The following is a 22911-nucleotide window of genomic DNA, read 5'->3' as shown; positions in this document are numbered from 1 at the left end:
GCCGATTCGGACCTGACTCGCGGTTGAGCCACGGGCCGCCCGAGACGAACCGTCGATCCCGGCCGTTTGTCGTCCGGCCGTCGATCGTGCGCGATCTTGTTCCCAACTCGTTCACTATAATAACAGCTGACACCGGGGCATTGATCCATGTCAGCGCTCTATTTATCTGCGGTTGGGAATTTGTCGGCACAAGAGTCCGCGCCAAGCCCTAAACCAAAGGAAAAGGGGGCCGAAGCCCCCTTTCATCACTGGCGACAAATGCCGCCTGCGTCGTTTTGCCCTTAGTGGCAGAGGTGATTATTGCTCCCCTAAAGGCAAGCTTTTACCGCGCGTTTGGTCAAAGTTTTGATCAAACTGGCGCGATACTCGGCCGACGCATGAATGTCGCTGTTCAGTTCTTCGGTCGCGATCGGGACTCCTTCGACGGCGGCCGGGTCGAACGAGCCGGACAGCGCCTGTTCCAGCGGCGTTGCCCTGAAAACGCCGTTCTGACCGGCGCCGGTTACCGCGACCCTGGTTTCGCCGCCGGTGCGGGCGACCATGACACCGACGATGGCATAGCGGCTGGCCGGGTTGGCGAATTTCACATAGGCCGCCGCATCCGGTTTGGGGAAGGTCACCGAGACGATGATTTCGTCTTCCTCCAGCGCCGTCTCGAATATGGCGTTGAAGAAATCGTCCGCCTGGATCGTCCTTTTGTTCGTTTTGACCGATCCTTTGAGGCCCAGCAAAGCAGCCGGGTAGTCGGCCGTTGGGTCGTTGTTCGCCAGTGAACCGCCGATGGTGCCGCGGTTGCGGACCTGGGCATCGCCGATCCCCGACGCAACCGTGGTGATGGCGGGGATCAAGCGGGCAACGGTCTGATCGGCTGCGACGGCAGCGTGGGTCGTCATGGCGCCGATCACGACGCTGCCATTGTCTTCGCAGATGCCCACCAACTCGTTGATGGCGCCAAGATCGATCAGGTCGGACGGTGAAGCCAGCCGCTGCTTCATGGTCGGCAGGATCGTCATGCCGCCGGCGAGAAACTTGGCCTCGGGTTTGCCCGCAAGCGCCTTGGCGGCGTCATCGAGCGACGTGGGCCGGTGATAGCTGAACGCATACATGGAATTATTCCCCTTGCCTTATTCGGCCGCCACGGCCTGACGGTTCTGCTGAATCGCGCGCCACACCCTTTCGGGCGATGCCGGCATCTGTATCTCCATGCCGATAGCGTCCGTCACGGCGTTCATCACAGCGGCCGGCGCCGCGATCGCGCCGGCTTCGCCGCAGCCCTTGACGCCCAGCGGATTGCTGGGATTGCGCGTTTCGATCATGCCGATGTTGAAACTCGGCAGGTTGTCGGCGCGCGGCATGCAGTAATCCATATAGGATCCGGTCAGAAGCTGTCCGGTGGCGGTGTCGTAGACGCAGTTTTCAAGAAGGGCCTGACCGACGCCCTGGGCAATTCCGCCATGCACCTGACCTTCGACGATCATCGGATTGATGATGACGCCGAAATCGTCCACCGCGACGAAGTTGACGATCTCGGTCACTCCGGTATCGGGATCGATCTCGACTTCGCAGATCTGCGTTCCGGCCGGGAAGGTAAAGTTGATCGGGTCGTAGAAGGCGCTTTCTTCCAGCCCCGGTTCAAGGTCCGCCGGATAGTTATGCGGAACATAAGCCGAGAAAGCGATTTCCTGGATGGTCTTCGAGTTGTCGGTACCGGCGACCGTGAACTTGCCGTCCTTGAACTCGATATCGCCCTCGGAGGCTTCCATCAGGTGAGCGGCGATCTTCTTGCCTTTTTCGATCACCTTTTCCGCCGCCTTGAAGATCGCGGAGCCGCCGACCGCCAGGGAGCGCGAGCCGTATGTGCCCATGCCGAACGGTGTCTGTGCCGTGTCGCCATGCGAGACTTCGACATTGGCGGGATCGACCCCGAGATAGCTCGAAATCAACTGCGCGAAGCTCGTCTCGTGGCCCTGGCCATGACTGTGCGCGCCGGTGTAGACGGTCACGTTGCCGGTGGGGTTGAAACGGATCTTTGCGCTTTCCCAGAGCCCGACGCCCGCGCCCAGCGAGCCGACGGCCGCCGACGGCGCGATGCCGCAGGCTTCGATATAGCTTGAGAAACCGACACCGCGAAGCTTGCCGCGCGCTTCGCTTTCGCTCCGGCGCTTTGCAAAATTGGCGTAATCGGCGTTTTCCAGAGCCTTTTGCAGTCCGCGAGGATAGTCGCCGCAGTCATAGGTCATGATCACGGGGGTCTGGTACGGATAGGCATCGGGCTGAATGAAGTTCTTCCGGCGGAACTCGGCCGGGTCCATCTTCAGGTCGCGGGCCGCCCGTTCGCACATGCGTTCAACAACATATGTTGCCTCCGGCCGTCCGGCGCCGCGATAGGCGTCGACAGGGGCAGTATTGGTGTAAAGCCCCCTGACCTCGCAGTGGATTGCCGGGATGGCATATTGCCCCGACAGCAGGGTGCCATAGAGATAGGTGGGTACCGCTGAAGCGAAGGTCGACAGATAGGCGCCGAGATTGGCCTTGGTGTGAACGCGCAGCCCCAGGATCCTGCCGTCGGCGTCGAGCGCCATTTCCGCCTCGGTCACATGATCGCGGCCATGGGCGTCGGACAGGAAGCTTTCGCCGCGCTCCGCCGTCCATTTGACGGGACGTTTCACCTTGGCCGCCGCCCAGACGCAGATCGTTTCCTCGGCATAGATGAATATCTTGGAACCGAAGCCGCCGCCGACATCCGGCGCCACGACCCTTAGCTTGTGCTCGGGCGCGATGCCCACGAAAGCCGACAGGACGAGCCGGGCGACGTGCGGATTCTGCGATGTCGTATAAAGCGTATAGCTGTCCGTGCCGGGGTCGAATTCACCAACCGCCGCGCGGGGTTCGATCGCGTTGGGGATCAGCCGGTTGTTGATCAGCGACATCCGGGTAACGTGGCTGGCCTTTTCGAAGGCACCGTCCGTCGCCGCCTTGTCGCCGATTTCCCAGTCGAAACACACATTGTCGGGTGCTTCGTCATGAACGCGCGGCGCATCGGGGGCATCCGCGTCGGCCGTGGCGACAATCGGCGCCAGTTCTTCATAGTCGACGTCGATCAGGTCTGCGGCGTCCTTCGCCTGGTCCAGCGTTTCGGCGATGACGACGGCCACATGGTCGCCGACATAGCGGACCCGGTCCACGGCAAGCGCCGGATGGGCGCCGGCCTTCATATCCGACCCGTCTTTGGACTTGACCATCCAGCCGCAGATCAGGCCGCCAAGGCCAGCCGCCTGGACATCCTTGCCGGTAAAAACCGCCACGACGCCGTCGGCTTTTTCGGCATCCGCCGTTTTGATGGAGCGGATTCTTGCGTGAGCCAGGGGAGATCGCAGGAAGTATGCGTGCGCCTGTCCCTGCCGATTCAGGTCGTCGGTATAGTGCCCGTTGCCGGTGATAAAGCGTTTGTCTTCCTTGCGCCGCAGGGCGGTGCCGATCCCATCAGGTGCCATTGCTTCCCGTCCCCCATTTATTCGGCCGCTTTTGCAGCGCCGCGCATTTCATCGGCAGCGCTGAGTACCGCCTTTACGATGTTGTGATAGCCCGTGCAGCGGCAGATATTGCCTTCCAGCCAGTCCCGAACCTCGTGTTCGGACGGGGAGGGATTGTTCTGCAGCAGATCCACGGCGCTCATGATCATGCCGGGCGTGCAAAAGCCGCATTGCAGGCCATGATGCTCGCGGAACGCTTCCTGCATCGGATGCAGTGTTCCGTCCTCGGCGGCCAAGCCCTCGATCGAGGTGACGGACGCGCCATCGGCCTGGGCCGCCAGCATGGTGCAGGCTTTTACCGACCTGCCGTTGACGTGGACGACGCACGAGCCGCACTGGCTGGTATCGCAGCCGACATGTGTGCCGGTAAGGTGCAGATCTTCGCGAAGAAATTGAACGAGCAGCGTCCGGTCATCGACTTCCTTCGATACCGACTTGCCGTTCACCGTCATCGAAACGGTGCTGGGCATCAAGGTCCTCCCTATTGCGTGTCATCCCTGGCGCACACCTTCCTGGGACCGTTGCCCGTACAAACGCATTCCGGCAGTTGTTCCGGGATGGCGTCTGGCCGATGGCGGACGGGCAAATGGCGTGCTTGACCAAAATCGATCATATGGTCGCTCACGAAGCCTCGACTGGCAAGCATACCGCGTGGCTTCGATCACGATTCGAGTGGCGAGCAAGAACCTGACGCGGTTCAGGTGATCAACCAGAGCAAAAGGATGATGATCACGACCAATCCACCGATCCAGACCGCCGGGCTCAGTGTTTTCGGTGGCGGCGGGGGCTGGACGCGTTCGCGATCCCGCTCTTTGGCCCGCTCGTGGGTGCCGGGCGCCGGGCCGGCCGTCGCAGGTTCAGGTTCAGGTTCAGGATGGGGCTCGGGGCGGGGGGCCGGTTCCGGAGTGGGCCCGGCAGCCGGTTCGGGTGCCGGCTCCGGTGCCGGCTCCGGTGCGGTCACGGTTTCCGGCCTGGTGGCGGGTTCCGGCACAGCCTCGGGTGCCGGCGTCGAATCGGGGACGGGTTCGGCCGCTGCCGCCGCTGCCCTGGCGCCATCGCTCTCGACTCGCTCGCGGAATCGGGCAAAGAAATCGTCGGCCATGCGCTTGGAGGTGCCCTGGATCAGGCGGGTGCCGAGCTGTGCCAGCTTGCCGCCGACATTGGCGTGAACGACATAACTGAGCTGTGTCAGTTCGGGCGCCGTTTCGGCCAGATGAACGTCGGCACTGCCCTTGGCGAACCCGGCCGCGCCGCCCTTGCCTTCACCGGAAATCGTATAGGATTCCGGCGCGTTGATATTCTCAAGGGTGACGCCGCCGGCGAATTTCGCCTTCACCGGGCCCACCTTGGCGGTCACTTTTGCTTCGAAGGCGTTGTCCGCGGTCTTTTCCAGACTCTCGCAGCCCGGTATGCACGCTTTCAGGACGTCGGGATCGTTCAGTGCCGCCCAGACGCGTTCCCGCGGTGCTGCTATTTCGTATTCGCCGTTCAATTCCATTTTCGTCTCCCGAAATCATGAAGTCGACCGCCCGATCCCGCGCGGCGACTGAATTCAATGTCAGGCTATGCCGCTACCGGCGCCGGGACAAGCCCGGCCCCTACTTACGGTTCCGGTCCGGGACCAGCTCCGGTTCCCAGATAAGCCCTGACGACCGGCGGTGCGTCAGGGGCCAGCAGGGTGGTGATCGGACCATCTGCGTGTATCCGCCCGTCGGCAAGGAACAGTCCCCGCACCGGCAGATGGCCGGCTTCATCGGGCATGTGGCTGACCATCAGGACGGTCAATTCGCGTTCTTCGTGCAGCCGGTGGACCAGATCCGCCAGTTCGCGGCGCTGTGCCGGCCCGAGCGCTGCAAACGGCTCATCCAGAAGCAGGATCGGGCGGGCCGAGACAAGGCTTCGCGCCAATGCAATACGCTGGCGCTCGCCACCGGACAGTGTCCCGGGAAAGCGATCGCTGTATCCGGCCAGCCCGACGCTGGCGAGTGCCTGTTCGATCCGCTTGTGATCGCTCGCTGCCAGCTTCAGACCCGGATGAATGCCGAGCCCCACATTGCGGGCCGCCGACAGATGGGCGAACAGATTGTGGTCCTGAAACAGCGATGTGACGGGCCGGCGGGCCGGCGGCAGGTTTCCAACGTCCCGGCCATCGAGCGCGATGCGCCCACCGGCCGGTTCCTCGAACCCGGCGATGAGGTTGAGCAGCGTGCTCTTGCCAGCGCCGCTCGGGCCGAAGACGACCGCCATTTCACCTCTGGGCACTTCGAGATCGAAGCACATGGCCAGATCGCCATAGTAGAACCGGACATTCTCAAGCCTTATCATCGGCGCGGCCTCCAACGATCCGTTCGATCAAAAGGAACATGATCAGGGTCGTTGCCACCAGAACCGCTGCCGAGACGGCGGCGCGGCCGAGCTGGTAACTTCCCATCTGCTGATAAAGGTAAAGCGGCAGGGTTCGGGTTTCCGGTGTACCGAACAGGGCGATGACGCCGAAATCGCCCATGGCAAGAGCCGTGGTCAGCGCCAGGGAAAGAGCGATCGGTCGGCGCAGCAACGGCCAGTCGACGAGCCGGACGCGATGGCCGAGGCGCATGCCCAGTGCGGCGGTAAGCCGCCCGTGCCGCTGCAACGTCTGGGTCGCCGGCGGACCGAGAACGCGGATCACGAAGGGCAGCCCCATGAGGGCGTTGATCGAGACCACCAGCGGAAGGCCATTATCGAATACGTTGACATGGCTGCGCGCCAGCACGAACAGACCGGCCCCGATCACGAAGGGTGGGATGATCAGGACCAGCGAGCCTACCGCCTCCAGCAGAGCCGCGGTCCGTTCGTTGCCCTCGCGGTACCGCAACCGCCGCAGGGTGGCGACCATTCCCAGTCCCAGTGCCAGCGACAGCGTTCCGGCGGTCAGACCGACGGCAATGCTCCGGCCCGTGGCCGCCCACAATGCGGGGTCGCTCAACGTCGCTGCAATCGGTCCGCGTCCGGCGGACAGAACCACGGCGGCCAGCGGCGCTAGCAGAACCACGGCGCCCACCATGATCGCGGCACCGTCGACCAGCCGTGACGGCATCGCCCGGCCATCGAAGCGGACGGCGGGCCGGCCCGCTGGCGGCGTATCCGGCAATGCGGTGAAAAGACGTGCGGCGCCGATTGCCAGGGCGCCGCAAAATGCGACCTGGATGATGGCCAGCGCGGAAACCCGAGGCAGATCGAAATCGAATCGCAGGGCCTGATAGATCGCGACTTCGATGGTCGCATTCGGGGGTCCGCCGCCCAGCACCAGCACCACGGAGAAGCTGGTGAAGCACAGCAGAAACACAAGCGCGAATAGCCCCGGCGCGGCCTGACGCACGACCGGCCATTCCACCAGGCAGAAAGTCTGGATCTCCGACGCGCCCAGTTGCCCGGCGAGCCGCCAGGATTCCGCCGGAACCGACTCCCAGGCCTGTAAAAGAATGCGGGCGGCGAACGGCATGTTGAAGAAGATATGGGCGATCAATATGCCCTGCAGTCCGTAGACGTCGAACCTGCCCTGCAGGCCCAGCTGCTCAAGCCCGGCGTTCAGCCATCCCGATCGGCCGTAGATGGCCACGATCCCCAGCACGCCGACGATGGTCGGGATCACCATTGGCAGACCCAGAATGCGGATGAACGGCTTGCGGCCGGGAAAACGGCGCCGATGGATGGCCCGCGCGACCGGGATTGCCAGTCCGACGCTGAGAACTGCGGACAGGAACGCCTGAACGACGGTGAAGACGACGATCGACCGGATATAGCCATCGGTGAAGGGGAAATGCCCGCGGGGATCGCCGCCCGCCATCAGCATGCCGGCAATGGCGCCGCCGACAATCGTGGCGACGATCGAGAGAGCGAGCGCCGCGGGCCACCAGAGCGCGGCGGCCCGAGCGGTCCGGTTCAACGGCTCATGCCGTCGAGCCATTCGTCGACCCAGTCGGATCGGTTGTCGCGCACCGTCTCGGGATCGAACAGCAGCGCCTCGGAGGGGTGGATGAGATTGTCGAAGGCCGCGGGCAATGCGACATCGTCATTTCGGACCGGATACATCCAGTTCGTTACCGGAAGGATGGACTGTGCGTCTTCGGAAGTCAGATATTCCAGAAACGAGCGGGCGAGTTCGGGATGATCGCTCGTGTTCGTCGCCGCGGCGACCTCGATCTGCATGTAGTGGCCTTCGTCGAATGCCGCCGCCCGATAGCGGTCGGTTTCCTCGGCCACGATGTGATAGGCGGGCGACGTGCTGTAACTGAGCACCAGCGGCGCTTCGCCTTCCTGGAACAGGCCGTATGCTTCGCTCCAGCCGCTGGTGACCGTAACAATGCGATCGCGCATGACCGCCCAGGCGTCCCCGGCGTCGTCGCCATAAACCGCCTTGACCCATAGCAGCAGGCCCAGCCCCGGCGTGCTGGTGCGCGGATCCTGGATCAGCAGTTCGAGATCGCTTTCCTCGACCAGGGCGCGCAGCGATGCGGGCGGTGTTTCCACCGACTGACTGTCATAGACGAAGGCAAAATAGCCCCAGTCGAACGGCACGAAGACATCGTCGCTCCAATCGATCGGCAGATCCAGATCATCGAGCTGCTGGCCGTGGGGGATCAACAGATCCAGTTCGCGCGCTTCCGCAATCAGGTTCATGTCCAGTCCAAGGACGACATCGGCATTCGTCGACGGCCCTTCGAGCCGCATTCGGCTCAGCAGGGCGACGCCATCATCAACGGCGACGTATGAGACAGTGCAGCCGCAAATTTCTTCGAACCCGCTCTTGATCTGCGGACCCGGCCCCCATTCGGTATCGAAAGAGGAATAGGTGTAGACGGTCAGGGTCGGCCGATCGTCTGCCAAAGCGTTGGCGCTGGCGGTCATCAGCAGGGCCATCCCGAAGGCGATTCCCGGGGCCAACCTCAGGGCAGCGGCTGCCGGCACACGGCAGCGGACGGTCAAGGCGTTCATCCCGATGGTCCTTTTGGTATTCCGGCCGCTATCCGGCCCTTGTTCGGGCCCGTGTCAGCGATGGGCGGGAATACGGAAAACCGGACGGCCAACATCAGCGGACCGTGCGCCCCACTTAGCGGGGGATTCCGTCCCATTTCCCTTCGCCGGCATGACCCGGATCAGGTTCGTGGGGTTAAGGTGTTAGCCTCTCTCAGCCGACGGCACCCCCTTGAGACCTGAGCAGACCTAAGCAATCACCCCAATGGCGTCAAGCCTCGGAAGAAGAAGCTCATCGGGCCAGAATGCAGTGTGGACCGGCAAACGATGCGCCGCCGTCACGATTGACGGCGGCCTTCCCGGACGCTACGTCGGCTTCCATGTCAGCCACAATGTCGGGCCCGATGTGCGTTTCTCCGCTATTCCTCGGCAGTGAAATCTACCGCCATTCATCCTATGGTCCCAAGCATCCGCTGGCGATCCCCCGGGTCTCGACGGCGATCGATCTCTGCCGGGCGATGGGATGGCTGCCGCAGGACCAATACGCCGACAGCCCGGTGGCCTCCGCCGATGATCTGGCGCGCTATCATGACGCTGCCTATATCGAGGCGCTGCAACATGCAGAACGCGATCAGCAGATTGATGCCGAGCGCCGGGCCCGCCACAATATCGGCGGCGTCGAGAACCCCATTTTCGCCGAGATCTTTTCCCGCCCCGCCACCGCTGCCGGCGCCAGCCTGCTTGCGGCCGACCGGCTCGTGGCGACGCCGGGGGTTGTCTTCAGTCCCGCCGGTGGCACCCATCACGGCCGGCCGGACAGGGCGAGCGGTTTTTGCTATGTGAACGACCCCGTGCTGGCGATCCTGCGGTTTCTGGATCGCGGGATCGAGCGGATCGCCTATGTCGATGTCGATGCCCATCACGGCGACGGCGTTCAGGACGCATTCAGCAACGACGACCGCGTACTGACACTGTCGGTTCACGAGGAAAAACGCTGGCCGTTTACCGGGACGGTCGATGACCGCGCTGGCGGCTTGGCGCGCAATCTTCCCCTGCCGCGCGGTTTCAATGACGACGAGATGGCGCTGGTTCTGGACGTCATGCTGGTGCCGCTGGTCAGCGGCTTCGACCCGCAAGTCGTGGTCCTTCAATGTGGTGCGGACGCACTGGAAGACGATCCGCTCAGCCGCCTCTCGTTGTCCAACAATGCCTTGTGGAATGTCGTTCGCGCGCTGCGGCCGCTTGCACCGCGGTTCATGGTGCTCGGCGGTGGCGGCTATAACCCCTGGACGGTCGGCCGTTGCTGGGCCGGCATATGGGCGATTCTCAACGACATTCCCGTACCCGGCCCGCAGGAGACGCCGGCCGCAGCGGCGGCCGTGCTGTCCGGCCTTTCGTGGTCGCGGTCGCGCGGCCGGGATCCGGAACGTGCATGGCTTTCCACGATCGCCGACCGTCCCCGGCCCGGGCCGATCCGCGAAACCATCCGCGACCGCCTTGGCATCGTCATGAAGCCGTGATCCCATGACACTATTAGTCCCGACCCACTGCCGGAGCCCTGTTGATGCCTAAGAAGTTATTCGTTCTGCTGGCCTTTCTGGTCCTGCCCCTGGGCGCGCACCCGGCGGCCGCGCAGTCGCCGAACGACCGTCCCGACTTCGAACGTGACACATTGCAGATCGAAACCGCCTCCGGCCGGACCTTCGATTTCACGGTCGAACTGGCGACGACGCCGCGAGAACGGTCTTACGGCCTGATGTTCGTGGAGGATATGCCGGCCGACCACGGCATGCTGTTCCTGTTCGACGATGTCGCGCCGCGCAGTTTCTGGATGCGCAACACGCGCATTTCGCTCGATATGCTGTTCATCGATCCTGAAGGTGAGATCATCAACATCGCGGCGCGAGCGGTGCCAGGCGACGAGCGGTCAGGGCAGTATACATCCGATGGACCGGCTGCGGCAGTGCTGGAAATCAACGGTGGCCTTGCCAACATGATCGGGATCGCTGCCGGCGACCGTGTCGTTCACGGAGCCTTTGAATAGGCTCCGGGCGGCATAGCGAGATGAAAAGAGCTTGATCGACGATGTGCGGCCGATATGTGATCACGAGCCCTGAGCGGGCGCTGCGCGAGGCCTTCGATCTCGATGGTGTCATTACCGGGATCAGCCCACGCTACAATGTCGCGCCAGGGCAAACGGTGCCAATCGTGGTGTCGATGGTCGGGCCGGAGGATCCGCAGGATGGCGGGGCCGGCGGCCGAAGCCTGCGCGAAGCCCAATGGGGTTTCGCGCCGCGCTGGGCCAAACCGGAATCCAAAATGCCCAGGCCGATCAATGCCCGCGGTGAGAGCGTTGCGGACAAGCCGATGTTCCGCGATGCCTTCCGTCGGAGCCGTTGTCTGGTGCCGATGGACGGATTCTACGAATGGTCCCGATTGTCGGGCCCCAAGCGTCCTTACCTGATCGGCAGAGCCGACGGCAGGATGATGGCCGTCGGCGGGCTGGTCGGCGAGCGTGCCGAACCGGATGCCGAATCGGGCCCGGAATCACGCCCTGTGTCCGCTGGCGGATCGCGGCTGAGCCTCGCGATCGTCACCACACAGGCGGTCGGCGACGTCGCATCGCTCCACGACCGCATGCCCCTGATCCTGGAACCGGACGATTTCGAAGCGTGGTTGCATGGGCCGGTGGAACTGGCAGCCGATCTCATAAGGCCATCTTCGATCGCTCTGTCGATCCGGCCGGTCTCTCTGCGCGTCAACGCGGTGCGCAACGACGACCCGTCGATTCTGATCCCGGAAACTCATGTTGCGGAAACTCCTGTTGCGGAAGTTCAAGGCCCGGAACCGAAGAAGCCGTGCCAGGGTGAACTTTTTTGAGCGCGCCGCGTATACGCCGTAACGGATAACTCTTTGGTAACCATGCCTGACGGATGATCGGGCATGACCGCACATCGCTTCTCCACTTCCATCTTCGGCGCCCTCTCAGGCGCATTCAGGGTTCTCTGCCCGGTCGCTATTCTGATCACCGGCCTTCATATTGGCCCGGTTGAGCCGGCTCGGGCGCAAAGCCAGTTCGATCCCTATCCCGATATCACCGGTCCGACGCAGGTCATCGAAGGCGATCGGCTGATCGTGAACGGCACCCCCGTCCGCCTGTACGGCATCGACGCGCCGGAGATGGGCCAGATTTGCTTTGCTCGCGGCAATCGGCCCTATGATTGCGGTATGGCAGCGCGCAACATGCTCGATATGATCATCGACGGGCGTGAGGTCGAATGCGCTGTCTACTCGGACTTGCATACCGGAACACGGTCGGCGTCCTGCTGGATCGGTGGCATCAGCGTCGGGCTGGATGTAGGGGCCGCAATGGTGTATCGGGGTTTTGCCTTTTCGGAACGCGGCCATTCCAACAGGTATGAACGCCATGAGGCATCCGCACAGTCCCGCCGGGCCGGCGTCTGGTCAGGCAGGGCTCAACGCCCGTGGGCGTGGCGCCAGGAGCAAGCGGAACGCGGCTTGCGTTGACGGACGGCGCGGCCGTCAGCGCCAAAGGACGGCATTATGAACAAGGAACAGCGGAAACCAGGCCGATCGCCGGTTCCGACGACGTTGATCACGGGATTCCTGGGTGTTGGCAAGACCACGGCCATACGGCATCTGCTGGCGGAAAAACCCGCGGGAGAAGTATGGGCGGTCCTCGTCAACGAGTTCGGCCCCATCGGCCTGGACGATGTCTATCTCAGTGCCGCCAGCGATCCAAAAGCCGGTGAGAAAGCGCGCGACTCCGGCATCGCCGTCAGGATGATTCCTGGTGGATGCATCTGCTGCAGTGCCAATCTGACCTTGTCCGTGGCGATCAAGGAAATACTGTCGCGGATCCGGCCCGATCGGCTGATCATCGAGCCGACGGGGCTGGGCCATCCGGTCGGCATTCTGGACTGCCTGCACGGCTTCGAGACAGCCGGAGCCATCGAGCGCCGCGCAGTTGTCTGCCTGGTCGATCCGGCGCGGCTGGAAGAAGCACGCGTCCGCCAGTCGCAGGTTTTCATCGATCAGACGAATCTTGCCGATATTCTGGTCGCGACCAAGACGGATCTTTGCGACGCCTCGGCGCTGGTCGCGTTCGACACGTTTGCTGCCGAGTTTTTTCCGCCAAAATCGGCGATATTGCGCATAGCCCATGGTCGATTGCCGGCATGGGTCGTGGATGCGCCGGCTTCTTCCGGCCGTCTGGCTCTGTTCCCCGAGGCTCATAGCGGGCACAGCCAGTCCGGGTCAGAGCCCCGTCATGGTCACGGGCATGGTGAGCATCATCATCACAGCCACCAGCACGAAGATTCACCGGACGATCTGGTCGCCACCGAACCGGCGCCGGGACAGCCGGTCCGGCTGAGCGCCGCCAACGATGAAGCCGTTGTCTGCGGCTGGTTGTTTCACGACAGTGATCGGTTTGACGGCGACGCTATCGCCGCTCTGCTGCGTGATCCGGCGGGGGCCGGGTGTTCGCAACTCGGGCAGGCCGAACGGATCAAAGCCGCCGTTCGAACGCCGAAGGGCGCCGATCGTATCGAGCGGGCAGGGAGGCAATCGACGGCCGCACCCATTGCGTTTCGCGGCCAAAGCCGAATCGAGGCTATCTTTCCGGCCTGTGTCTTTGCCGATGGCGGCAGGGACGCGGCATTCGATGCCATTGAAGCCTGCCTCAAATCCTGCCTGACCTCGCCCGCCGGGGCGGCATCGGCCCCGGTGCCGTCCGATCCGGCCTCGGGCGCAGACTCCGGCTAGTTGGTCAGCGCGTCGGCGGCATCCTCGTCTTCGAACACCGACTCCGGAAAATTGACGCCAGTATCGATGACCGTGACACTACCCATCCCGTTGTCGGCCGTTCCGGCGCCGACGTCAGGATCTGATAGTCCGAGTTCCGGTTCCCGGTCGTCAGTCCATTCTTCTTCCTCGGCAAAGCCGCGTCTCTGAGTATCGGCCTGTTCAAGATTGTACCTGATGATCTCCTGAGCAGTAACCAATAGAGCTGGATCCGGTTCAGGGTCGGCAATCTCGTCGTCGGCAGGCCGGGTTTCAGGATCCGGCGGATCGGTCGACGGTTCTGCGGGCGTGGCCGGTTGTTGCGGCGGAGCAGGGGGAGCCGGTTGCTGGGGCGGCGGCTGCGGGGGCGGAGGAGGCTCGATGTCGGCCGCGATGGTGAGCAGGCCGTCTACAAATGTGATGTCGTAGTTGGGGTCGTCCAGCGTGCCCTGCTGAATGGCATAAGCCCCCTGCGCACTGCCGGGTTCACGCGTCAGCGAGCCGGGCAGAGTATCATCCCCCGCCAGGCTGCCATCGGTGATGGCGAAAGTGAAATCCGGGTCGGGTTCGTCGATCGGCCGCTGCTGATCGTCGGCGGCGACGGTTACCGGCCGTCTGGCGATGTCGGCAGCAGTCGTCGGGGCGGGATCGAGGTCCAACACGTAGTTGGAGGCTTTGCCGCCATTGCTGCCATCGGTCAGGGCCGCTGCGTTCAATGCAACGGCAATGCCGGTATCGGCGTCGGCTTGGGCGAAACTGGCATCGGTGCCGCCGATGCCCAGCGTTTCCGCGCCGACCAGCCCGTTGAACGTTAGGCTTCCGGCGGTCACGGTGGCATCTGTTGTGCTGTCATAGACGCGGTCGTCGGCGGCGAAGCCGGCCACGACAAGGTCACGCCGCAGAATATCGGCGACGGCTGTCGGCGCGGCGGCCAGGTCCAGTGTGTAGTTCGACGCCTTGCCGCCGTTGCCGCCGTCGGCCAGCGTTGCGCCGTCCAGGGACACGGTCAGGTCGGAACCGGCATCGATCTGGGCGAACGTCGCTTGCGGGGCGTCGATGGTCAGGGTTTCCGCACCGACGAGGTTGCCGAACACGGCGCTGCCTGCCGTCAGCGTTGCGTCGTCGGTTCCATCGTATTGGCGGGTCTCGGCGGCGAAATCGTCGATGGTGACGGTCCGGCGCAGGATATCGGCAAGCGCGGTCGGTGCAGGATCGAGGTCCAACTCGTAGTTGGAGGCTTTGCCGCCATTGCTGCCATCGGTCAGGGCCGCTGCGTTCAATGCAACGGCAATGCCGGTATCGGCGTCGGCTTGGGCGAAACTGGCATCGGTGCCGCCGATATCCAGCGTTTCCGCGCCGATCAGCCCGTTGAACGTCAGGCTTCCGGCGGTCACGGTGGCATCTGTTGTGCTGTCATAGACGCGGTCGTCGGCGGCGAAGCCGGCCACGACAAGGTCACGCCGCAGAATATCGGCGACGGCTGTCGGCGCGGCGGCCAGGTCCAGTGTGTAGTTCGACGCCTTGCCGCCGTTGCCGCCGTCGGCCAGCGTTGCGCCGTCCAGGGACACGGTCAGGTCGGAACCGGCATCGATCTGGGCGAACGTCGCTTGCGGGGCGTCGATGGTCAGGGTTTCCGCGCCGACGAGGTTGCCGAACACCGCGCTGTCTGCCGTCAGCGTCGCGTCGTCGGTTCCATCGTATTGGCGGGTCTCGGCGGCGAAATCGTCGATGGTGACGGTCCGGCGCAGGATATCGGCAAGCGCGGTCGGCGCCGGATCGAGATCCAGTGCGTAGTTCGACGCCTTGCCGCCATTGCTGCCATCGGTCAGGGTGGCTGCGTTCAATGCAACGGCAATGCCGGTATCGGCGTCGGCTTGGGCGAAACTGGCATCGGTGCCGCCGATACCCAGCGTTTCCGCGCCGATCAGCCCGTTGAACGTCAGGCTTCCGGCGGTCACGGTGGCATCTGTTGTGCTGTCATAGACGCGGTCGTCGGCGGCGAAGCCGGCCACGACAAGGTCACGCAGCAGAATATCGGCGACGGCTGTCGGCGCGGGATCCAGGTCCAGTGTGTAGTTCGACGCCTTGCCGCCGTTGCCGCCATCTACGAGCGTTGCACCGGTCAAAGACACGGTAAGGTCGGAACCGGCGTCGATCTGGGCGAAACTCGCTGTCGGGTCGTCGAGGGTCAGGGTTTCTGCACCGACGAGGTTGGCGAAGACCGTGCTCCCGGCTGTGACGGTTGCCGCGTCGGTGCCATCGTATTGGCGGGACTCGGCCGCGAAATCGTCGATGGTGACGGTCCGGCGCAGGATGTCGGCAAGCGCGGTCGGCGCGGGGTCGAGGTCCAACACGTAGTTGGAGGCTTTGCCGCCATTGCTGCCATCGGCCAGCGTCGCTGCGTTCAATGCAACGGCAATGCCGGTATCGGCGTCGGCTTGGGCGAAACTGGCATCGGTGCCGCCGATGCCCAGCGTTTCTGCACCGAGCAGTCCATCCAGAGCCAGCGTACCGGGCACAACGGACGCGTCATTGGTGCCGTCGTAGATCCGGTCGTCAATCGCAAAGCTGGAAACCGTGAGCGTCAGTGGTGTGATGTCGCCACTCGATGTCGGCGCCGGATCGAGATCGAGTTGATAGTTGGAGGCCTTGCCGCCATTGGTGCCGTCGGCAAGCGTTGCGGTGGTCAGCGTGGCTTCGATATCCGTGCCGGCATCGATCTGGGCGAATGTCACCTGCGGGCTGTCGGCATTCAGTGTCTCTGTTGCCACCAGGTTGTTGAAGATCACGCTGCCGGGAGAAATCGTCGCGGCGTCAGTGGCGTCGTATGGGCGGTCCTGAACCTCGAAATCGGCAATCGTGATAATGCGCCGATCGACTGCGCCGGTAACTGCCAGGTCGTATTGCTGCAGCCGCGCCGAAAGGTCATCGGCGGCCGGATCGAAAGCCAGGGAAACCGGCATGTCGGTGCCGACGTCTGCGAATGCGAAATCCCCGCCGGTTATCGGCAGATCGGCCGCGACGGTGCCGTGATCGAATGTCAGATCGGCGAGATCTATGGCGGTCGAGCCGTCATAGGCCCGGTTCGCTACCGTACCGGTGGCCTGGGTCATGAAGTCGCGCAACAGCGGCGTGGATTGCCCCTCGTAAATGCGCCAGACGGACCCCCCGCCCTGGCTTGCAGCAATGTCCCAACTGTCGAACGACGCGGCCTCGCGCATCGCGTTCGATGCCAGACCGACACCGCCCTGGCTGGCACCCTGGCCAGTGGCGTCAATATCCCAATAGGAGTCCTGGACCGAGGGCGCTGTCGTGCCGCCCACCAAACCGCCGTCATTGGTGTCGGTCTGCCCCTCGTTCACCGGGCCGGCGGCGAAGGAATAAGAGATCGCCGAATCGCCGGACGCCTCGCCAACCAGGCCGCCGAGACCGTCGTCGCCCTCGACGGCGCCGCTGGCGTAGGACCGGGAGATGAGGGAAGCCTCGTCCAGGTTTCCCACCAATCCACCGACAGCATCGCTGCCGGCCACGTCGCCAACGGCAAACGAATTCGAAATGTCGGTGCCTTCGTATGCGTAGCCGACCAGACCGCCGATCCGTTCTCCCTGGGCGGTCACGGCAGTATCGGCATAGGACCCGGCGATTTCGGAGTGATCGATCGAATAGCCGATGAGACCGCCGATGAAGCTCTGTCCAGCGACGCTACCGGTCGCGTAAACATTCGAAATCGTTGACCGGGCTGCATATCCCACTAGTGCGCCGACTGCACTTTGAGCGGCGACCGAAGCGTCTGACAGACCGATATGCCGAACATCGGCGCCTACCACAGACCCGAACATTCCCACATAGTTGTCGTTGGTGGTGTCGATCGTCAAACCGTCGATCTTGTGGCCGAGGCCGTCGAAACGGCCTGTAAAAGGGTCGGTACTTTCTCCGACAGGAGTGAATCCTGCATCTGCATTCCAGGTCGCTGTCGCGGCCGCGTTGATATCGGCGCCGAGCACGAAGCTGCCCGCGAGATTGTCGCTATGGCTCAGGCCCTGCAAAGTCAGGGCGCCACTGTCGTCATCGCCTTCGACGCCCAGATCGGTGATGACCTCGAACTCGATGACGGCGCCGGTCGCACCCTGTCGGGTCGAGAAATTGGAACCCGCCTGAAGATCGACGCGCCCCTTTCCGCCACTATGGTTGACGCGGTAGCCGCCCCCGGCGCCGTCATCGGTTGCCTGCCCGAAATGCAGCGCCAGATGACCGCCGGAGCCGGTGCTGGCATCGATGACCTCGTTGATGACGATGTCGCGATGCGCACTCAAGGTCAGCCTGTTTCCGGAACTCCAGCTTATCGGCGCGTTGATGGTGATATCGCCCGCGTCGGCCCCGGCCTCGGCCGTCTCGATCGTCACATCCGTCGTGGCCAGTGCGGCATCGATCGCGGCATTGTTGATCGTCGTCGGGCCGGTAATATCGGCATTGTCGGGACCCTCGACAATTTCGATATCTGTCGGGTCAATCACCCATTCACCTGTCTGTCCCGCCGGTGCATCGGTTGTGACGTGGACGTCGTCGGCAATGTCGACCCGTGCGGCCGACGTCTCGATGATGCCGCCGTCGCCACCATCCGGTCCGCTGGCCGGGGCGCTGGCATCGAGGCTGCCGCCGACGGAAATCCGGTCGCCGTCCATGCCGCCGGTCAGTCTGATGCTGCCGTCGTTGCCCGTCTCAAGCGTCCGCGCCTCGGTGACGCCGGTATGATTGATCACCGACGCTGCAAGATCGCCGGCGCCACGGGCTTCCATGATCACGCGGCCGCCGTCGGCGCGGACGGCGCCACCCTGTTCGATCAGGGCATCGACCGCGGCCTCTTCGACCTCGATCGATGCGGGTCCGCCCATGTCGAGGCGTACCCGGCTGCCGGCGCCCATGAGTACGGCACCGCGATCGGCCGTGATGGTCCCGGCATTCTCGATCCGGGCGGCAACGAGAGCGACCGTGCCGCCGTCGGCGGCCCTGATCTGGCCGAGATTGACGATCGCCGCGCCGCTGTCGCCGTCGAACAGAAGCTCTCCGTTCTGAAAATCGTCGTGACCGAGATCCAGGGTCGACGCTACCAGCGCCCCCACATCGACCGCCGCATCGGCGCCGAAAACGATGCCGTTGGGGTTGACCAGAAAAACGCGGCCATTGCTTTGCAATGCGCCAAGAATGGCCGACGGTTCGCCGCCTGTCACCCGGTTCAACGCTGCCGCCGAGGCCGAAGGCTGATTGAAGACAACAGTATTGTCCGGGCCTATGGAGAATTCCCGCCAATCGATTCCCAGCCGGTCGGACAACTGGCGAATGGTCATGGTCTGACCGTCGATGGCAATCGTGCCATCGCCGCTCATGACAGTTCCGTCCGCAGGCAAGCCTGAGGCAAAAGCGACGGATGTCGACGAAACCGTCAGGCCGGGCAGGGCCGCCCCGGCAATGGCAAGGAACGCAGAGCCGACCGCAGCGCCTGCCCCCAACGCTGTTCCAGCGCGAGAAACGGAAACCATGCCGCCCGCTGGCCGGACATATCGGGGATTGCGGCAGGACACCGCCGCCCGGAATTTCGCAACATTATTCACGGCTGCCCTCGTCCTTGACGCCCGGCCAGGTAGATAAATTTCTACCTTAACGATTATCGCCATGAGTCCGGGGAAGCGCAACCTATAACTATGCGATCTCATCTAGGGGTTGTTCTTGGATGGCAGCGGGCGAACGGATCTGTCGATGCGATTGCTGTACTTGAACGATCGTCAAACCGCGTGCGGGACCGGCGTAGGTCGGTATCCGGGATCAAGTGCCGCCCCGTCGAGGATGCTGCCGTCCAGTGCCGTATCCTGAAGGTTCGCCCCGGTGAGATCGGCAAGCGTGAGATCGGCACCGGAGAGAATGGCGCCCCGAAGATCGGCACCGGCCAGATGGGCGCGCCGGAGCTTTGCCGATCGCAGCGATGCCGGCCAGGCTCGATCGACACCGAGGCCGTTGGCATCCGAAAGCGGTGCCGGCGCCAGAACGGCATCGGTCAGATCGGCCGCTTCCAGGCTCGCATGATCGAAGCGGGCGCCGGACAGATTGGCCCCCATCAGATTGGCGCCGTCCAGGCAGGCTCCGCGAAAATCCGTCATGATGAACGTCCCGCCACCCAGGACGGCTCGGTCAAGCCGGCTGCCGCGGAGGATCGCGGCGGACAGGTTGGTGCCGCGCAGATCGACCTGGCGCAGGTCAGCGGCATCGAGGATCGCGCGTTCGCCACGGCTGCCTGATGAGTCGATCCACCTCTCATGCGCAAGAATTGCTCGGTGGACCTCTGAAGCAAGCGTATCGCAGGCGCGGTGAAACTGCGCGCCGGTCAGGTCGGCGCGGTCTATGGCGCATCCCTGAAGATCGGCGCCGATCAGGTCGGCCCCCCGGAGAATTGCGCCGTCCAGTTTCGCTTCGAACATTCTGGCACCGGACAGCCGGGCATTGACCAGAATCGCACCAGTGAGGATTGCGCGGGTCAGGTTCGTGTTCTGAAGGACGCTGCCGGTCAGGTCTGATCCCGTCAGATCGGCGCCGGTGAGATTGGCGCCGGACAGATCGGTTTGCACGATGACGGAACGGGTCAGGCGGGTATGGGACAGATCGGCTTTGGCGAGGATCGCCCGATTGATGACGAGCGTACCGGCCTTGATCTCGTGGGCGTTGACATATCCGCCGTTGCCGGGACTGAAGAGCGTTCCGTCGCGCAGGTCGGCGCGCCGGAGAACGCAGCCGGTGAAGTCGGCCTTCTCCAGCCTGGCGCCGCGCATATCCGTTTCGCTGAGGTCCGCCGAAGTAAGGTTGGCACCGGTGAGATCGGCTGCAAAAAGGTCAGCGCCGATCATCGTTGCGCCGGACAGGCTTGCCCCGCACAGTTTGGCGCCGGTCATCCGCGCGCCGCGAAGATCCACACCGGCAAGATCCCTGTAGCTCAGATCGGCGAGCACGAAGTCGGCGCGGCGGCCGCGGTTGGGCGTTTTCAGCCAGATTCTGTGCTGGTCGATCCGTTCGGCGATCCAGTCCATCTGATCGTGCCATCCCTGGAGTGCGGAGGATCGGAGCCGGGCGGATCGGCAGCATGCGTGCCCAATCCACATCATCTCCGACCCATAAACAGGTGCAAATATTGCTTGCTAATGGTTACGAAAGGCTGAAACCTGCCGAACATTTGTCACGAGTGATTTTGTGGGTCTTTCAGGCCGGATGTCTTAGTCTTCCGGTAACAGGATCGACCGTAGGATTGAAGACGATGATGACCGCGATACAGGGGCACGGACGAATGACTGCGACAGTTGACGGCGTTCCCGGTGAAGGCGTTCGGGGCGCTCGACCGGCACGGATAGCGGGAGCGATTGTCGGGGCAATATCAATGCTCGCCCTGGCCGCGGCGAGTATTCCGGGCGCGGTGGCCCAGGATTCGGGCCGGGCCCCAGCAGTGGCGGATGCGTTCGAAGCGGATGCTGCCTCGGGCGGTCGGTCAACGGACGGATGGGACGATGTCGAGGCCGTCAGCGTTCGTGGACGCGACCTGGACGTCGATATGCTCCGCGAGATTTACGAGGCCAATGGCAATCAACCGATCTGGGTGGAGAATGCCGAACGGAGCCGGGAGGTTTTTCGCACGCTGCAGAACGCCCACGCGCACGGGCTTTCGCCGCGCGCATACCATGTCGAAGAATTGGCGGCCCTGTTGTCGTCGCCGGACTCTGCCAGTAATGCGGCATCCGGTCTCGACGCCAACCTGCCGGAACCTCTCGCCTCGGTCGCCCGCCTCGATGCGGAACTGCTGATGACGGCGGCTGTCGGCCGCTATCTCAGGCATATCCATGTGGGTCGGGTCGCGCCGCGAACGATCGATCGGGAGTTCGACTACGACCGCCGGACGATCGACCTGGGTGACGCAGTGGCAGAGGTGGCCGCCGCGGCGGAGCCGGGGGCCGTCATGCAATCCTATGCTCCGCCGAGCGACGGGTATGCCGATCTCGTCGGCATTCTGGCGGAGTTCCGTTCCCTGGCACGCGACGGAGGATGGCCAAGGATCGAAAGCGAGAACGGAACCAGCGACGGTGGCGCGATCCGTCCAGGCAGCCGTGACGCCCGTGTTCCGGCAATGCGTGAGCGGCTTGCCGTTTCGGGTGATTATGTCCCGCAGCGAACTTCGTCCAATCCGGCTAAGGGGGCGCTCTCGTTCAATGGGCGCGATTTCGATCAACTGCGTGACAGGCGAAACGGCAACGACGCCGGCAGCAACCGATTGCGGCAATCGATCGGCGCCTCGGCCGATGTCGAGCGGCCGGAACACGACACCGCAGCCTGGGGCCGGGTCGATCCGGCTCTGGCAATGGCCAACGCCTATGCGGCCGTTCAAAGCGCCGGAGAGGGGGATCCGTTATTCTACGACGACCGGTTGGCCATCGCGTTGGAACGATTCCAGAGGCGCCATGGCCTGACCGTCGACGGTATCGTCGGTCCCAGGACGCTGGAGGCGCTGAACGTTCCGATCGAAGACCGTATCGAGCAGGTGATTGCCGGAATGGAACGCTGGCGGTGGTTGCCGCGGGATCTGGGCCAGGGGTATGGTCGCTACATCATGGTCAATCTGGCGGCATTTTCCATGGATGTCGTCGAAGACGGCGAGCTGATCCGCAGCATGGACACGGTGGTCGGTCGGCCAAGCCGTCAGACTCCGCTATTTTCGAGCCGGATGACGTGGCTTGAATTCAATCCGACCTGGACCGTGCCCACTTCGATTGCCGTTCGGGATATGCTGCCGAATGTCCTCAACGATCCCGGCTATTTCAGCAGGATGGGCATCACGGTTTATGGCGGCTGGCATCAGGATTCGCCGGTTCTGAACGAGGAATATCTGGACTGGGAGCAGATCGGCAACGACATACGCCAGTTCCGGCTCGTACAGGCACCAGGGCCTCAGAACTCTCTTGGCAAAGTGAAGTTCATGATGGCCAACAACTTCTCGGTCTACCTGCACGATACGCCGTCACGATACCTTTTCGACCGTACGCATCGTGCCTATAGCTCGGGATGTGTCCGTGTCGAGGACCCGATGTGGCTGGCCGACTATGTGATGGGCGATCAGGACGGGTGGAGCGGGCTGCGGTCACGGATGCAGTCCGACTGGCAGACACGCCGCGTGAACCTTGAAAACCATGTACCGGTCCATCTTGCCTATCATACGGCGTGGCGCGATGAAGATAATTCGATTCAAGTTAGAGAAGATATCTACGGGATCGATCGCGCTATTGGCGAATCACTTCTTGAACTGGATGGGGAAGGGGGTAGATATGCTCTGATAATGCCGTGACTTATTAATGTATGGCACGAGCGCGTTTCTCTATCGCGTTGATATTCATAGTTAAATTTGTTCGGACGGGGGAGCCGACCCAAAAAATTGTCGGCTAGACGTTCCGACGCTTGCAAAACCGTCCCCACTGATGTTTTTTCACGGGGCCGATATGCACGCGCAAAACTGCTACCAGAGGGGGTCAATAGTTTTGTTAAACCGCAGGCGATTTTTTCTTGCGGCTGCAGCAACAATTAGCTGTACGTCGAT

Annotated in this window: 15 protein-coding genes and 1 riboswitch; of the genes, 6 read left to right on the top strand and 9 right to left on the bottom strand. The window is 63.3% G+C overall.

Going from position 1 to position 22911, the window contains the following annotated elements; all coding sequences use genetic code 11:
- Nucleotides 1–308 precede the first annotated feature (308 nt).
- The 7 genes from ABZ728_RS12605 to thiB all read right to left on the bottom strand — a co-directional run bounded on the left by ABZ728_RS12605 (nucleotide 309) and on the right by thiB (nucleotide 8507).
- The gene (locus ABZ728_RS12605; RefSeq protein ID WP_366656508.1) at nucleotides 309–1106 is read right to left on the bottom strand and encodes a xanthine dehydrogenase family protein subunit M; all 798 of its coding nucleotides are present in this window, start codon (nucleotides 1104–1106) and stop codon (nucleotides 309–311) included.
- 18 nt (nucleotides 1107–1124) lie between these two features.
- Nucleotides 1125–3494, bottom strand: coding sequence for a xanthine dehydrogenase family protein molybdopterin-binding subunit (locus tag ABZ728_RS12600; RefSeq protein ID WP_366656507.1), 2370 nt, complete (start codon nucleotides 3492–3494; stop codon nucleotides 1125–1127).
- A 17-nt stretch (nucleotides 3495–3511) separates the two neighbouring features.
- A complete protein-coding gene (locus ABZ728_RS12595) occupies nucleotides 3512–4003 on the bottom strand; it encodes a (2Fe-2S)-binding protein (RefSeq protein ID WP_366656506.1) in 492 nt (163 codons plus the stop codon).
- Between the two features lie 227 nt (nucleotides 4004–4230).
- A complete protein-coding gene (locus tag ABZ728_RS12590; protein ID WP_366656505.1) occupies nucleotides 4231–5031 on the bottom strand; it encodes a carbon monoxide dehydrogenase subunit G in 801 nt (266 codons plus the stop codon).
- A 104-nt stretch (nucleotides 5032–5135) separates the two neighbouring features.
- Nucleotides 5136–5858: a thiamine ABC transporter ATP-binding protein gene (gene thiQ / locus ABZ728_RS12585; protein WP_366656504.1), complete on the bottom strand. Its 723-nt coding sequence runs from the start codon at nucleotides 5856–5858 to the stop codon at nucleotides 5136–5138.
- Complete coding sequence (gene thiP, locus ABZ728_RS12580) at nucleotides 5845–7479, bottom strand: thiamine/thiamine pyrophosphate ABC transporter permease (RefSeq protein ID WP_366656503.1); 1635 nt, start codon at nucleotides 7477–7479, stop codon at nucleotides 5845–5847. The genes thiQ and thiP overlap by 14 nt, the downstream gene beginning before the upstream one ends.
- Nucleotides 7455–8507 (bottom strand): thiamine ABC transporter substrate binding subunit, encoded by a 1053-nt coding sequence (thiB, locus tag ABZ728_RS12575; protein ID WP_366656502.1) that lies wholly within the window; start codon nucleotides 8505–8507, stop codon nucleotides 7455–7457. The genes thiP and thiB overlap by 25 nt, the downstream gene beginning before the upstream one ends.
- Before the next feature lie 120 nt (nucleotides 8508–8627).
- Nucleotides 8628–8728, bottom strand: a riboswitch (TPP riboswitch).
- 138 nt (nucleotides 8729–8866) lie between these two features.
- Between thiB and ABZ728_RS12570 the strand changes: the two genes are divergently transcribed.
- From ABZ728_RS12570 to ABZ728_RS12550, 5 genes are all read left to right on the top strand, one after another.
- On the top strand, nucleotides 8867–10006 hold the full coding sequence (locus ABZ728_RS12570) for an acetoin utilization protein AcuC (protein WP_366656501.1): 1140 nt from the start codon (nucleotides 8867–8869) through the stop codon (nucleotides 10004–10006).
- A 44-nt stretch (nucleotides 10007–10050) separates the two neighbouring features.
- On the top strand, nucleotides 10051–10530 hold the full coding sequence (locus ABZ728_RS12565; protein ID WP_366656500.1) for a DUF192 domain-containing protein: 480 nt from the start codon (nucleotides 10051–10053) through the stop codon (nucleotides 10528–10530).
- A gap of 41 nt (nucleotides 10531–10571) precedes the next feature.
- Nucleotides 10572–11366, top strand: a complete 795-nt coding sequence (locus ABZ728_RS12560; protein ID WP_366656499.1) for an SOS response-associated peptidase — start codon at nucleotides 10572–10574, stop codon at nucleotides 11364–11366.
- 63 nt (nucleotides 11367–11429) lie between these two features.
- Nucleotides 11430–12014 (top strand): thermonuclease family protein, encoded by a 585-nt coding sequence (locus tag ABZ728_RS12555; RefSeq protein WP_366656498.1) that lies wholly within the window; start codon nucleotides 11430–11432, stop codon nucleotides 12012–12014.
- A gap of 36 nt (nucleotides 12015–12050) precedes the next feature.
- On the top strand, nucleotides 12051–13274 hold the full coding sequence (locus ABZ728_RS12550; protein WP_366656497.1) for a CobW family GTP-binding protein: 1224 nt from the start codon (nucleotides 12051–12053) through the stop codon (nucleotides 13272–13274).
- On the opposite strand, the gene ABZ728_RS12545 is transcribed toward ABZ728_RS12550, so the two are convergent.
- Nucleotides 13271–18901 (bottom strand): YDG domain-containing protein, encoded by a 5631-nt coding sequence (locus tag ABZ728_RS12545; protein ID WP_366656496.1) that lies wholly within the window; start codon nucleotides 18899–18901, stop codon nucleotides 13271–13273. The two genes, ABZ728_RS12550 and ABZ728_RS12545, sit on opposite strands and share 4 nt — an antisense overlap.
- A 171-nt stretch (nucleotides 18902–19072) precedes the next feature.
- Nucleotides 19073–20365, bottom strand: coding sequence for a pentapeptide repeat-containing protein (locus tag ABZ728_RS12540; protein WP_366656495.1), 1293 nt, complete (start codon nucleotides 20363–20365; stop codon nucleotides 19073–19075).
- A 254-nt stretch (nucleotides 20366–20619) separates the two neighbouring features.
- On the opposite strand from ABZ728_RS12540, the gene ABZ728_RS12535 reads away from it, so the two are divergent.
- Nucleotides 20620–22662, top strand: coding sequence for a L,D-transpeptidase family protein (locus ABZ728_RS12535; RefSeq protein WP_366656494.1), 2043 nt, complete (start codon nucleotides 20620–20622; stop codon nucleotides 22660–22662).
- Nucleotides 22663–22911: the final 249 nt, after the last annotated feature.

Source organism: Fodinicurvata sp. EGI_FJ10296 (assembly GCF_040712075.1).
Classification (GTDB): Bacteria; Pseudomonadota; Alphaproteobacteria; order DSM-16000; family Inquilinaceae; genus JBFCVL01.
The sequence above is the reverse complement of the archived record's forward strand: the minus strand, read 5'-3'. Positions and strand labels throughout refer to the sequence as shown.